The 14400-nt window shown below is 40.0% G+C and carries 15 protein-coding genes; all 15 read left to right on the forward strand.

The window, feature by feature from the left end:
* The first annotated feature begins 286 nt into the window (after positions 1 to 286).
* The 15 genes from V7659_RS01625 to V7659_RS01695 all read left to right on the forward strand — a co-directional run bounded on the left by V7659_RS01625 (position 287) and on the right by V7659_RS01695 (position 14210).
* The gene (locus V7659_RS01625) at positions 287 to 484 is read left to right on the forward strand and encodes a hypothetical protein (RefSeq protein ID WP_283874427.1); all 198 of its coding nucleotides are present in this window, start codon (positions 287 to 289) and stop codon (positions 482 to 484) included.
* 213 nt (positions 485 to 697) lie between these two features.
* Positions 698 to 1906, forward strand: a complete 1209-nt coding sequence (locus V7659_RS01630; RefSeq protein ID WP_335537682.1) for an acyl-CoA dehydrogenase — start codon at positions 698 to 700, stop codon at positions 1904 to 1906.
* A 32-nt stretch (positions 1907 to 1938) separates the two neighbouring features.
* Entirely contained in the window at positions 1939 to 2691 is a 753-nt protein-coding gene (locus V7659_RS01635) for an SDR family NAD(P)-dependent oxidoreductase (protein WP_335537684.1), read from the forward strand.
* Positions 2692 to 2730: 39 nt separating this feature from the next.
* Positions 2731 to 4344, forward strand: a complete 1614-nt coding sequence (locus V7659_RS01640) for a long-chain-fatty-acid--CoA ligase (RefSeq protein WP_335537685.1) — start codon at positions 2731 to 2733, stop codon at positions 4342 to 4344.
* Between the two features lie 134 nt (positions 4345 to 4478).
* Positions 4479 to 5045 carry a TetR/AcrR family transcriptional regulator gene (locus V7659_RS01645; protein WP_335537687.1) on the forward strand — a complete coding sequence of 189 codons (567 nt, stop codon included), beginning with the start codon at positions 4479 to 4481 and terminating at the stop codon, positions 5043 to 5045.
* A 113-nt stretch (positions 5046 to 5158) separates the two neighbouring features.
* Positions 5159 to 6223 (forward strand): phosphotransferase family protein, encoded by a 1065-nt coding sequence (locus V7659_RS01650; RefSeq protein WP_335537704.1) that lies wholly within the window; start codon positions 5159 to 5161, stop codon positions 6221 to 6223.
* A 17-nt stretch (positions 6224 to 6240) separates the two neighbouring features.
* On the forward strand, positions 6241 to 6975 hold the full coding sequence (locus V7659_RS01655; protein ID WP_335537688.1) for a 2-phosphosulfolactate phosphatase: 735 nt from the start codon (positions 6241 to 6243) through the stop codon (positions 6973 to 6975).
* Between the two features lie 36 nt (positions 6976 to 7011).
* A complete protein-coding gene (locus V7659_RS01660) occupies positions 7012 to 7791 on the forward strand; it encodes an enoyl-CoA hydratase/isomerase family protein (protein ID WP_335537689.1) in 780 nt (259 codons plus the stop codon).
* Positions 7792 to 7803: 12 nt separating this feature from the next.
* Positions 7804 to 8778, forward strand: a complete 975-nt coding sequence (locus V7659_RS01665; RefSeq protein ID WP_335537690.1) for a quinone oxidoreductase family protein — start codon at positions 7804 to 7806, stop codon at positions 8776 to 8778.
* A gap of 185 nt (positions 8779 to 8963) precedes the next feature.
* On the forward strand, positions 8964 to 9665 hold the full coding sequence (locus V7659_RS01670; RefSeq protein WP_335537692.1) for a response regulator transcription factor: 702 nt from the start codon (positions 8964 to 8966) through the stop codon (positions 9663 to 9665).
* Entirely contained in the window at positions 9637 to 11055 is a 1419-nt protein-coding gene (locus V7659_RS01675) for a HAMP domain-containing sensor histidine kinase (protein ID WP_335537694.1), read from the forward strand. Before V7659_RS01670 ends, V7659_RS01675 begins: the two co-directional genes overlap by 29 nt.
* Before the next feature lie 162 nt (positions 11056 to 11217).
* Entirely contained in the window at positions 11218 to 12651 is a 1434-nt protein-coding gene (locus V7659_RS01680; RefSeq protein WP_335537695.1) for a S1C family serine protease, read from the forward strand.
* Between the two features lie 21 nt (positions 12652 to 12672).
* Positions 12673 to 13560, forward strand: a complete 888-nt coding sequence (locus V7659_RS01685) for a peptidylprolyl isomerase (RefSeq protein ID WP_335537697.1) — start codon at positions 12673 to 12675, stop codon at positions 13558 to 13560.
* Between the two features lie 27 nt (positions 13561 to 13587).
* On the forward strand, positions 13588 to 14001 hold the full coding sequence (locus tag V7659_RS01690; RefSeq protein ID WP_335537698.1) for a hypothetical protein: 414 nt from the start codon (positions 13588 to 13590) through the stop codon (positions 13999 to 14001).
* A gap of 74 nt (positions 14002 to 14075) precedes the next feature.
* The gene (locus V7659_RS01695) at positions 14076 to 14210 is read left to right on the forward strand and encodes an RAxF-45 family protein (RefSeq protein WP_335537700.1); all 135 of its coding nucleotides are present in this window, start codon (positions 14076 to 14078) and stop codon (positions 14208 to 14210) included.
* Positions 14211 to 14400 lie beyond the last annotated feature (190 nt).

Consider the following 14400-nt stretch of genomic DNA (forward strand, 5'->3'; position numbering starts at 1 on the left):
CCGCAGGCGCTGAAAGCGCCGAGGAGGCTCCCCGAACCGCCCGCGGAAAGCGAAGCCGCCTGGAATGGAAATCAACAGACTAGTTTAATGTAGCCAAACAAAATAGACTGTCGATTTTAAACCCGAAATCCTTCGGATTTGTCGACAGCTGAAATGGTCATCAATTTGATGACCATTTTTTTTGATTCTACTGAAAAATTTGTTGAAATATAGTATATTAGTAGATGATAACAGCAGGATAGAAAAGTGCTAGCAGAGTGCTAATGAATACATAGGAGTGAATAACATGTCTGAAAACGAAAGAATTCAATTAAATGTAAGAATTACAAAAGAAACCTCGAAGTTGCTAGATGAAATTGTTGAATATTACCAACAAGGATTGAAGCTCGGCCGAATTTATAAAGGAGATGTACTAACAGATATCATTGAAAAGTCGTATGAAGTAATGAACAAGCAAAAGCGATCCTTTACAAAAAGGTTTTAACTTCTAAGGCCAGGAATTGTTAATTATCAGCATGATGGAAACGAATGAACCTTTCTGGCCAGCCCTCCTCATCTTATAATCTACATACTTTTTGAATCCCAATTAACAGCTAATTAAAAGAATATTTAGAATTTATTTGAATATTTAATATTTACAGGTATAATTAGATGAAGAACATACCAACTGGTTAGTATGAGAAAGGGAGTGGAAATAGTGGATTTTTCATATTCTCAAAGAGTGGAAGAGTTACAGGAAAAATTAACCGCCTTTATGGAGGCAAATGTTTATCCTAATGAGCGAATTTACGAGCAACAATTAAACGAACAAGACAGCCGTTGGAGTGCCGTTCCACCCATCATGGAGGAACTCAAAGAAAAGGCAAAAGCAGAAGGTCTCTGGAATTTATTTTTACCAGAAAGTGAATACGGGGCGGGGTTAACTAATCAAGAATATGCCCCATTATGTGAAATTATGGGACGGTCGTTAATAGGACCAGAAATATTTAATTGTAGTGCCCCTGATACCGGTAATATGGAAGTTATCGTCCGCTATGGGACAGAAAGACATAAAGAACAATGGTTAAAGCCTTTATTAGCTGGTGAAATTCGTTCGTGCTTTTCGATGACCGAACCAGCTGTGGCTTCTGCCGATGCGACCAATATTGAAGCCAGAATTGAAAGAGATGGGGATGAGTACATCATTAATGGTCGAAAGTGGTGGTCCTCAGGGGCAGGCGATCCTCGTTGTAAAATAGCGATTGTCATGGGAAAAACAGATCCTTCTGCGAACCGTCATGAACAGCAATCCATGATCCTCGTCCCACTAGACTCTCCAGGTGTGAAAATCGACCGAATGCTCCCGGTTTTTGGATATGATCATGCCCCGCATGGACATGGAGAAATTACGTATGAAAATGTACGCGTACCCGCTGAAAATATTCTTTGGGGAGAAGGAAAAGGGTTCGCAATCGCCCAAGGCAGATTAGGCCCAGGAAGAATACATCATTGTATGAGATTGATAGGTGCTGCAGAACGAGCTTTAGAAGAATTATGTAAGCGCGTTCAAAGTCGGACGGCATTTGGAACAACTTTAGCAAGTCAAGGAGTCATACAAGAATGGATTGCTGATTCTAGAATTGAAATTGAGCAAGCAAGACTGCTCACCTTAAAGGCTGCCTATATGATGGATACCGTAGGAAATAAGGAAGCAAAGACAGAGATAGCGATGATTAAGGTCGTTGCTCCTTCAATGGCATTACGGGTTATTGACCGGGCCATTCAAGCTTTTGGGGCCGCTGGAGTATCTAACGATTTTACACTCGCGGCACAATGGGCCAATGCAAGAACATTACGATTAGCTGATGGACCTGATGAAGTACACCGTGCACAGTTAGCTAGACTTGAATTGAGGAAGTATCAATAGAATCAAGACAAAGATGAAGGGCTGGAGGAAATATGAAATTAGAAGGAAAAACAGCGATTATTACCGGGGGTGGGGGTGGTATTGGCCGTTCGACAGCTATCCGATTTGCGAAAGAAGGAGCAAGGGTTGCTGTAGCAGATCTTGACGCAGCTATTGGTGAAGAAACCGTTAGTTTAATAAAAAGAGATGGCGGCGAAGCGATTTTTATAAAAACAGACGTAACTGATTCAGATCAATTAAAAGCTTTAATCGACACCACGACAAGCACGTTTGGTGCTTTACATATTTTGTTCAACAATGCTGGAGTGGGAAATTCTGAAGTACGAAGTATTGATTTGGCTGAAGAAGAATGGGACCGAGTCATTGATATAAATTTGAAGGGTGTTTTCCTTGGCATAAAATATGCCATACCAGAATTAATTAAAGCAGGAGGTGGAGCCATTATTAACACTTCCAGTTTACTAGGATTAAAAGGGCAGAAATATATGTCTGCCTATAATGCCTCTAAAGCAGGGGTTGTCACACTGACACAAAATGCGGCACTTGAATACGGGAAATACAACATAAGGGTTAATGCGATTGCACCGGGAGTGATTGACACCCCGATTATTGATCATTGGAAACAAAATGAGCGGAAATGGCCAATTATTTCGCGAGCAAATGCGCTTGGGAGAATAGGAACACCGGATGAGGTCGCCAATGCAGTATTATTTTTAGCATCCGATGAGGCTTCATTTATTACCGGTACAACTCTATCTGTTGATGGCGGCGGCTTAACGTTTTAGACGTATCTAGTTTTATCAAACATTTTGGGAGGAAAATTGATGAGTGAAATGAAAGCCTGGTTGGCTCATTATCCGGAAAACATTAATACAAATGTCACCATTCCAAATATACCATTAAGTCAAATCCTTCAAGAAACGACTGATAAATATCCTAACAATTCTGCGCTCTCGTTCTATGGGAAAAAATTTAGTTATCAACAATTAAACGCACTGGTCCGAACCTTTACCTCTGCTTTGCAGCGTAATCAAGTTCAAAGAGGTGACCGTGTGGCCATCATGCTTCCTAACTGTCCGCAATACGTCATTTCCTATTACGGAATTCTAACAGCTGGAGCGATTGTGACCCAGGTGAACCCGATGTCAGTAGAACGAGAACTAGAATATATTCTGAATGACTCCGGTGCGGAAACCATTGTTGTTCTCGATGCCTTATATCCAAGGGTGAAAAGTGTTCAAGCAATGACCAAACTAAGGAATATTATTGTCGTCAGTCTGCAGCCCCCAGGAAATGAATTTGCACCGGATCGAAGTTTTGAAACTTTCTTATCTGAAAGCAGCGGAACTGTCCTTCCAATCGAGATAGACCCTGAGCACGATGTAGCCGTCCTTCAATATACGGGTGGCACCACAGGAAGATCGAAAGGAGCGATGCTGACGCATCGAAATGTATTAGCAAACGTCATTCAGTGTTATGAATTCTTTAAAGAAGAAATGGAAATTGGGAAAGAACGTTATTTAACGGTCATTCCACTCTTCCATGTTTTCGGGATGAGTTCTTGTATGAACCTATCAATTTATACAGCTTCTGAGTCTATTATGCTGCCTCGGTTTGAATTGGAGGAAGTATTAAGCACGATTAAAAACGAACAACCAACTGTTTTTCCGGGTGTTCCAACGATGTATGTTGCCATCACCAGTCATCCTCGTGCGGAAGAATACGGGATTAATAGTATTAAAACATGCAACAGCGGCAGTGCGCCGATGCCTCTAGAGCTGCTCCGCAGCTTTGAAAAGAAAACTGGTTCAATGATATTAGAAGGTTATGGGTTATCAGAGGCCTCCCCAACCACTCATTGCAACCCGCCATTTTCAGAACGGAAACCGGGAAGTGTTGGGATTGGCGTCCCTTCGACTGAATACAAAATTGTAGACATCGCAACTGGGACGATAGAAGTACCTGTTGGTGAATTAGGGGAGGTCATCATTAAAGGACCGCAGATAATGAAAGGATATTGGAATATGCCGGAAGAAACGGCTAATACTCTCCGTGACGGCTGGTTATTTACAGGTGATATTGCCAAGGTGGATGAAGATGGTTATTTATATATCGTTGACCGGAAAAAAGATTTAATTATTGCAAGTGGCTTCAATGTTTATCCCCGCGATATTGAAGAGGTGCTGTACGAACACCCAGCTGTACAAGAGGCAGTTTGTATTGGAGTTCCTGATCCTTATAGAGGGGAAGATATTAAAGCAGTAATAGTCCTTAAAGCAGCCAATACAGTTACTGATGATGAAATCATCCAATATTGCAGGAAAAACTTGGCTACCTATAAAGTTCCGCGACTCGTGGAATTCCGCGATCAGCTCCCGAAAACCAATGTTGGAAAGATTCTCCGCCGCGCTTTAAGGGATGAAGTGAAAATTAAATAAGGTCTTTTCTTTAGTTGAGAATAATTACGAAAAAACAATTTAGATAGTCGAAATCCTCGTTAGTGCTTAAAGGGGCATTATTGAATATGATATAATTCTCATTAGACATATAATCGAGAATGCGAGGACATAATGTGAAGGAAAAAATTACAGCACAAAGCATCAGTCTATTTGAAAAAAAGGGTTTTACTGAAACGTCTATTCAAGACGTCGTTGATTCACTTGGTGTAACAAAAGGTACATTCTACTATTACTTTTCGAGTAAGGAAGAATTGCTAATGGATATCCACCTTGGTTATATTGATGGTTTACTTTATAACCAGGAACATATATTAAATGACACTTCAAAATCATTCAAGGAAAAATTATCGGCGAATGTTTATATGCTAATTACGAACATAACAACCCAAGGTGCAGCTGCTAAAATTTTCTTTCGGGAAATGAATAATTTAAGTCCCGAGCATCTTACATTAATTGAACAAAAAAGAGACCAATTCCGACTTAACATCGAAGGACTAATTCGTTCCGGAATGGAAAAAGGGGAGCTCCGGCCCGATTTAAATGCCCCGATCATTACCATGGGGATTCTTGGTATTACCAATTGGAGTTACCAATGGTTTAATCCAGATGGAAAATGCACTGACGAGGAAGTTGCGGAGATTTTTGTCGAAATGATCTTAAAGGGAATTCAAGACAATTGAAGAAAAAAGGTATAGAAGGGGATTTTGGATTATTAACCCCCCTTTATAAAGTGTGGATACTAACCGGTTAGTATGATTTTAGATTTGAGAGGAGGAATACGGTGCCCCATCAAATGAGTAAAGATACCATCCCTGTCCGTCAAGGGGAGGAATTAAACCTGTCTGTTCTTGATTCGTTTTTACAAGAAACCATCGAAAATTTGCCCGGTGGACCGCTTGAAATATTACAGTTTTCCGCCGGTCATTCCAATCTGACGTATCAAATAAAAAAAGGGAAGTGGGAAGCGGTATTACGACGTCCGCCTTTAGGTCCTATAGCACCAAAAGCGCACAATATGGAGAGGGAATATAAAATTCTATCTGATTTGTACCCGATTTTTCCCGTTGCTCCAAAGCCTTATTTGTTTTCTAATAATGAAAAAATTGTTGGAAGCCCCTTTTTCTTAATGGAAAGAAAAAATGGAATCGTAATCGATACATCTTTTCCTGAGGGGATTTCTGTATCGGATGATATCTGTCGAAGGTTATCGAAAGTAATGGTCGAACACCTTGTAGAATTACATGCAATTGACTACAAACAGACGGGCCTGGCTGCGATTAGCAAGCCGGATGGGTTTATGGAAAGGCAGGTCCATGGCTGGATTGGGCGCTATGAACGGGCAAAAACGGATGAAATCGATTGTTTAGAACCTTTGAAGAAATGGCTGGTGGATCATACACCCAAAATCCATGAGTCTACAATTATTCATTACGATTATAAATTCAACAATGCCATGTTTAATCAAAATTTAACAGAAATGGTTGGGTTGTTTGATTGGGAAATGACCACCGTCGGCGATCCGCTTGCAGACCTTGGTGTAGCGATGGGGTATTGGAATCAAAGCGATGATTCGGAACTGTTGATAAATGGGTTAGGGCAGGCACCAGTTACGGCGGTCCATGAAGGGTTTTTGACAAGAAAAGAATTCATCGAACTTTATGCGAAAAAGAGCGGCAGGGATGTTACTAATTTCAATTTTTACTTAACGTTTGCTTATTTTAAACTGGCAGTTATCGGTCAACAAATCTATTACCGCTATAAGAAAGGTCAAACAACTGACATTCGTTTTGCCAATTTTAATTATTTCGTGAAAAATTTAATTAAGCATGCAGCAAATGTTGCAGATGAGAGGTTTTAAAAGGGAGCTGGGTGTGAATGACGAAGATTCACCTTCTCATGAAGAAAGAGGAAATCTGCGAAGAGAAAATGGCGGATGGAAATAAAATAGCGGTGGTCTTAGATATTCTATTGGCCACTACGACAATTGTTTCGGCTTTAAAAGATGGTGCAAAGGAAGTGATTCCAGTCTTGCACAGCAATGAAGCCGTCGAACAGGCAAAATTGTACCAACAGGGTGAATATATTCTGGCTGGAGAATTGGACGCCAAACCAATTGACGGATTTGTTTATCCTAGTCCCACGTTAATCCGGGAATCGATCAATGGTAAAACATTAATTTTATCGACGACGAACGGTACAGTTGCATTAAGAAAATCTTCTGCAGCGAATAAGGTTTACGTTGCCTCTATGCTTAATAATCCAGCGATTGCCGGCGCTATTCAAAAAGTAACGTTGGAACAGACCATTCTGATCATATGCTCTGGTAATTCAGGAGAAACCAGTTTAGAAGACTTTTATGGGGCAGGACACTTAATTGATTGTTTAGTAAAAAATAGTGAATATGAATTGACAGATGCTGCTAAAACGGCCCTATATTTCTACCGGGGCCAAACAGATGCATATGAAATTTTACTAGATTCATATGTCGGCAAACTGCTTGCTAAATATGACCAGCAGCAGGACATTAGGATTGCTGCTTCCAAGGGCATAACAGCGATTGTCCCTATTTTACAAAATGAAAAAGTCGTGGTTGAAACAATTTCTGTGTAAATCGATTATTAAAGTAAAGTTGAAAGGAAGATGAATATGAGCCAAGGACATTTGTTAGTTGAAAAATTAGGTCCGGTCTTGTCTTTGACATTAAACCGTCCAGAAAGTCTTAATGCGTTTAGCCCTGAGATGATTATTGGATTAAAGGATGCGCTTATTAACGCCCAAACAAATGAAGATATTCAAGTAATTGTGTTATCAGGAGCCGGCCGGTCCTTTAGTGCGGGCGGTGATGTGAAAACCATGGGGCAAGCAGATTCTGGCCAAGTTTACGACCATATCGGAAAACTGAATGAACTCATTTTGTTAATGAAAGACATTGAAAAGCCGATTATCGCCGCAGTCCACGGATTTGCTGCCGGAGCAGGGTTTAATTTAGTCTTAGCCTGTGACTTAATCGTTGCTGCGGAAGATAGCAGGTTTGCCCTCAGCTTTTCCCAAGTAGGTTTAATATCGGATGGTGGTGGATCTTATTTACTTCCAAGATTAATTGGCCCGCACTTAGCAAAACAATTTTTCTTTACGGCAGAGCCGATCCCTGCAGAACGACTCTATCAACTAGGAGTAATAAATTATTTAGTTCCATTAGAAAAACTTCAGGAAGAAACAACAAAGTTTGCGTTAAAATTGGCCCATGGTCCTGGAAGAGCTTACGGAAAACAAAAAAAATTAATTGACCAATCATTTACCTCTTCACTTAAGGATATCCTAGAGCAAGAGCGCTTGATTCAGACATTAATGGTGCAAACAGCTGATCACAAAGAAGGTATTACGGCTTTTAAGGAAAAGAGAAAGCCAGTATTTAAAGGGAAATAGGAGATGACAACCATGAAAGCAATCCGATTAACAGAATTTGGTGGGCCCGAAGTATTACATGTAGTCGATATTGAAAAGCCAGTCCCAACCGGTCATGAAGTCCTAATTGAAATCAAAGCAATTGGGGTCAACTATGCTGATACGGCAAGGAGAGAGGGGCAGTATGTTGTTAAAACACCGCTGCCGTTCATTCCAGGAGCGGAAATTGCCGGAGTTGTTGCTGCCGTAGGTGAGCAAGTAACGAAAGTGAAACCAGGGACAAGAATTGTGACCTTAATTGAATCAGGAGGCTATGCCGAATATGCATTAGCCGATGAGCGGGCACTGATTCCACTGCCAGAACAATTAGATTTCCATACCGCTGTCGCTCTGCCGCTTCAAGGCTTAAGTGCTTACCATATTTTAAAAACAATGGGCAGGTTGGAAAAAGGTGAAAGCGTGCTGGTGCATGCAGCTGCAGGCGGAGTAGGAACAATTGCTGTCCAACTCGCCAAGTTGTTTGGTGCAGGGAAGGTCATTGCTACAGCAAGTTCAGATGAGAAGTTAGCGTTGGCAGGGGAAATGGGGGCAGATGTCCTAATCAACTATACAGAGTCGGATTGGGAACAACAGGTTCTGGAAGCAACAGGCGGAAAAGGGGTAAATGTTGCCCTTGAAATGGTGGGCGGGGATGTTTTTAATAAAACTGTCAAATGCCTTGCCACTTTTGGACGTCTTGTTGTGTTTGGAGCTGCAAGCGGTGAACAAAGCAAATTTTATCCGTCGTCTCTGATGGCTAGAAATCAATCAGTGATCGGCTTTTTCTTGCCGCAGATTATGAGAAAGCCAGAATTGTTGCAGCCAAGCTTAATTGAGTTACTTACATACCTCGGTGCGGGGCAATTAAAGCTCACCATTGGCGGGGTATTCCCTTTAGAGGAGGCTGCAAAGGTTCATACCCTTCTTCAATCCCGGAAAACACATGGGAAGTTAATTCTAGAGCCGTAAAGTTAACTATATATTTCAAGGGGACTTGAAGTTGATTCAAGCCTCTTTTTTTTGGAGAATTATTAATGAACTATGAACAAACTATTAATTAGTAAAGAAGAATTGTATTTATTGTTGATATGCTTAAAATTTGAGATAAACTTAATAAAAAGAACACTTTAGGTATCAGTAGGAGTTGAATTATTTTGAGAATATTAGTGATCGAGGATAATAAAAGTGTTTGCTCCATGATTGAAATGTTTTTTGCCAAAGAGGGAATAGATGGTGAGTTTGTGAATGACGGTCTCGAAGGCTACAACCGTATTAAAGAAGGAACTTGGGATGCGTTAATTATTGATTGGATGCTCCCAGGTATGGACGGGGTAACCATCTGCCGTAAAATTCGCCAAGAAAATTACACAGTTCCAATCATCATGTTAACAGCCAAAGACAGTGAGTCCGACCAGGTGCTTGGTCTTGAAATGGGTGCGGATGATTATGTGACCAAGCCATTCAGTCCGTTAACATTGATGGCAAGAATTAAGGCAGTCACACGGCGGTTCCAAACTCAAGTACCTAAGGAAAATGACGATTTCCTTCAGACTGAACATTTTAAAATTAGTAAAAATACGCGTGAAGTGATTGTCGACGGTACCCCAGTCACAAACTTAACACCGAAAGAGTTTGATTTACTTTACTATATGGTTGAACATCCCCGCCAAGTATTCTCAAGGGAGCAATTGCTTGAACGGGTGTGGGGCTATCAGTTTTATGGGGACGAACGGACTGTCGATGTTCATATTAAACGTCTACGGAAAAAAGTTGAAACAACCGCACGGCCATTCTTCCATACTGTATGGGGAGTAGGGTATAAGTTTGATGAGTCAATCAAAACGGATGAAGTTTAGATACATTTACCAACAGTTTTTCAGTCATATTAGTATAATTATTGTTGCCTTCTTAGTATTAAGTCTTTTGTTTGCGCATTATGTTGAAAATTTGGTCTATGAAAATAAAGCAAACGAGTTGATTTCCTACGGAAAGGCTATTCTCTCCGAGATTGATGAAACTCCCCAAGCGGCGGACCAAATAATTAATCGCTATAGTTCGGTGTTAACAACAAGAAAAATGAGCTTTAGTATCTTTGATCAGTATGGAAAACTATATGCTGTTGGAAAACAGGGGCCAGCTATTGGCGGTTTGTCTAACAAAGATTGGGATCGGATATCTAAAGGTCGAACTCTTGTGGTAAATAGTGATTTTAAAAGGTTCGGACAAGAAGGGGTTACCTTTGTTGTTTTACCGTATCTGAATAACGGAACCTTTATAGGTGGGATCCTATTAACCTCACCGATTAGCGGCTCAAGTGCCATGGTTCATCGCGTAAATCAGTTTATTATGTATGCCATTATTATTGCGCTTGTTGTTTCATTTCTGCTTAGTTGGTTTCTATCGAGGATTCATGTGAACCGGATTAAACGTCTTCGTGAAGCAACCTCACTTGTCTCGGCTGGAAATTATCATGTCCACGTTTCATCTTCTAATTTTGATGAGATTGGTGAATTGGCAAACGATTTTAATCACATGGTTGATAAAATTAATATCTCGATGGAGGAAATTGAAAGTCTAGAAAATAGACGGAGACAATTTTTATCGGATGTTTCCCATGAAATGCGGACGCCATTAACAACCATTAGCGGCATTATCGAAGGGTTGAAAAATGATATGATTCCAGAAGAAGATAAAGAACGGGGAATCAATCTTGTTAGTCAAGAAGCAAAAAGACTTATTCGGCTTGTTAATGAAAACTTGGATTATGACAAAATTCGATCTAATCAAATCCAGTTATACAGAGAAGAGTTTCAGCTCCTCGAGTTACTTGAAATTATTCAGGAACAGTTATTGCCGCAAGCTGAGGATAAAAATAATCAGATTGTTATTCAGGCAGAACCAGATGTTATGGTAAATGCTGACTATGACCGACTGATTCAAATTTTAATTAATATTACTAAAAATAGCATTCAATTTACCAGAGACGGGACTATTTGGCTTCGAGGAAGAGCGGAGGGGCAGTCGACCATTATTGAAGTGGAGGACACCGGAATTGGTATCGAACCGAGTGAGATTGAAAATATTTGGCGCCGTTTTTATAAGGCTGATATCTCTAGGACCAGTAACCCCTATGGCGAATTTGGGTTAGGCCTTTCGATTGTTAAGCAATTGGTTCTCCTTCATAATGGAGAAATTAACGTTTTCAGTGAAGCGGGAAAAGGAACAAAATTCGTCATTAAACTATAAAAATTGCGAGAAGCTGCGGGCTGGTGCCTGCGGTTTTTTTGCGTAAAAACGATAAAAATTCGTAGATATTTCTAAAAGCCGTTATAGTTTGTTAATAATTTCTTAAGATTTGCGAGGTAAAGTAAAGACAAGATAAAACATGCTTAAAGGAGATTGAATGAGATGGATTATAAAAATGATAATGAATTCGATAAAAATCAACCAAATACATCTGATATAACAGAAATTACAAAAGTCGAAGAACAATCAAAGGAGTCAATTAATGTCGACCATACCGAAGAAAATTCCTATGCAGTAGATGCGACCTTCACGATGGAGACAAACAGTTTTGTGAATCGTGAGGATCAAGAAGAACGATCTGAATTTGAACCTACAACGGAAGCAACAGTCACACCTGGAATGGAACAAACGCGTACCAACAATCAGGTGGATCAACTAAATAAGAAAAAACAAAACGTAAAAGGATTTGCATCCACACTTGCAGCAGGAGTAATTGGGTCTGTATTGACATTAGCGATTTTGCCTCATACAGACTACATAAAAAATCATTTCCCGAAAGTGGAGACTCAAGAGGCAATTAGTTCTCAACAAGCGGTCAAACCTGTCGTGGCTCAGCCAACAGCTGCAACTTCTAATTCGATTGCAGATACAGTTGAAAAGGTATCGAAGGCGATTGTCGGGATTGTTAATTATCAGCAACAACAGAATAATTTTTATGGAAATCCTAGCTCTTCGCAAAGTGTTGAAAGCGGTTCGGGATCGGGAGTTATTTTTCAAAAAAATAATAATACTGCCTATATTGTCACCAATAACCACGTGGTTGAAGGAGCAAGGAAACTAGAAGTATCTTTATATGACGGTGAAAAAGCAACGGCTGAGGTGGTGGGCACTGATGCTTTAACGGATCTAGCGGTTTTAAAAATTGATGCTAAATACGTGACGGCAACGGCAGATTTTGGTAATTCATCTACACTTCGTCCAGGCGACCAGGTCTATGCCATCGGGAACCCGCTTGGACTTGATCTTTCAAGGACAGTTACCCAAGGGATTGTCAGTGCAACCAACCGAAGTATTGCCATTACAACCTCCGCTGGAAATTGGGATACCAACGTTATTCAAACAGATGCAGCCATCAATCCAGGGAATAGCGGGGGTGCCTTAATAAACCCACAAGGGCAAGTGATTGGGATCAATAGTTTAAAAATTTCAGAGAGTGGTGTTGAAGGGCTAGGCTTTGCGATTCCTAGTAATGACCTAATTCCCATTGTAAATGAATTAATTAAGAATGGTAAAATCGACCGTCCATATCTTGGGGTAGGACTTGCCGATCTTGATCAAGTGGCACAAATGTATTGGCAAAACCTGCCGAGCACAACAAAAGGTGTCATACTCACAAATATTGAGGCAAATTCTGTTGCTGCAAGCAGTGGACTTCAAGTAAAGGATATTATTGTTTCCATGAATGGAACAGAAATTACCAGTTCTTCAGATTTACGTAAATATTTATATACCAAAGTAAGCAAGGGTGATGAAATAAAATTTGGAGTTTACCGCGATGGAAAACAAATCACTGTAAATGTGAAACTCGCGGATTAATTGGAGGGAGTAACAAGAAAAATGTCCTTATTAAAGCAAAATAAAATAATGGTAATAATCCTATCAGTACTTATTGTAACGTCGGTAGTTTTACTAAGTTTTACCCTTAAGAACGAGGATACGGTCGCAAAGTTTAATGGTGAGGCTATTAGTAAAGACGAACTATATAGTGAAATGGTCGAACAATACGGTTCTGCTACCGTGGACAAAATCATTAGTGAAAAAATTGTGGCTGCAGAAGCCAAGAAACAAAAAGTTAGCGTTAAAGATAGTGAACTGAATCAAGAAATCGAAACTTTAAAAGCATCCTATGGCGGCGAAGAAGCCTTTAATCAAGCACTTGAAACCAACAATACTTCGTTAGCATACCTAAAACAGGATCTAAAAAATTATTTGACGATTAAAAAATTGCTAGAGCCGGAAATTACCATTACCGAGGAGGAAATGAAAACTTATTTTGATGAAAACAAAGATTCATTTGCCCAAGCTGAGCAGATTAAAGCAAGTCATATTCTTGTGGCTGATGAGAAAACTGCAAATGAGGTCAAACAGAAACTAAATGATGGCGGTGATTTTGCAAAGCTAGCGAAAGAATATTCGACTGATGAGAGTACGAAGAATGTTGGTGGCGACCTTGGCTATTTTGCAAAAGGAACCATGGTCACAGAATTTGATGATGCAGCATTTGGTCTTGCCGTCGGGGAAGTTAGTAAGCCAGTAAAAACGGAGTATGGGTACCATATTATTAAAGTAGAGGCTAAAAAGAAGGCAAAAGAAGCAAATTATAAAGACAGTAAGGCTAAAATAAAAGAAACATTACTAGATCAGAAAATTGATTCTGAGTACACGACATGGCTAGAGAAAATGAAGAAAAGTTATGATATTGAGAATACCTTAGAAGAAGTCTAACCAAAGGATCTAGAGGTGAATAACAGGATGAATCGGGTCGGGAAATATGCAGCGAATGATACAGTAGATGATCTTGAACTGATGCATATGGTTTTTGAACTTCCTGAAAAGGATAAAATGATTATGTGGTCAGAAGGCTATATTGATCTTGTGATCGAGAAATTGCCTGAGTATGCCCGAGATGTATTGGAGAATCGCAAGGAAAAATGGGAAGATACGAAAGCCTATTATGAAAAGAAGATTGAAGATATTATTAACCAGGATGAGTTTAAATTGATGCAAAAGGGCGAACGGAAGGAGTTCGCCCTTTTCGTCATGGAGCGGTATCCAGAGTATCAATCATTGCTTTTTTTAATCTACGATGGAAATCTAAAGGAGGATGATTATAGAAAGTTTGTCTATCGCAGAAGGCAGGGGTCTAGTAAAAAGTATCTTCATTAAAAGGATGGGCTTGCAATCGTTATCAGAAATATTTACAATGGAAATAACTAATTGGAAACGGAGGTGGAGAAGAGATGGAACGTTCTATTTTTGCACGGTTACTTTGGCTGGAAGCACTCAATATTTATCGTGCAATTTTTCATGGTGTAATTTTCAAAGGGGGTAGTCTGCCCTTTTTTCAAAATTACAAAATGAATACGGAACGATAACACATCTCTTTACCCACTATAAATAGGCAGGAGAGAGTGCGCTGATCTGCACTCTTTTTTCATGCCTAATTTTAAGCAGCCGCGGGTCATAAAAGATGCCCGCGGCTTTTTGTATGTGCTGTGTTAAAGGTTACTGTTGTTTTTGGCACTCTGTTGATCTTCGTTTCAGGCACGAAGACTCCTGCGGGAG

The organism is Neobacillus drentensis (assembly GCF_036966985.1).
Taxonomy (GTDB): domain Bacteria; phylum Bacillota; class Bacilli; order Bacillales; family Cytobacillaceae; genus Neobacillus; species Neobacillus drentensis_E.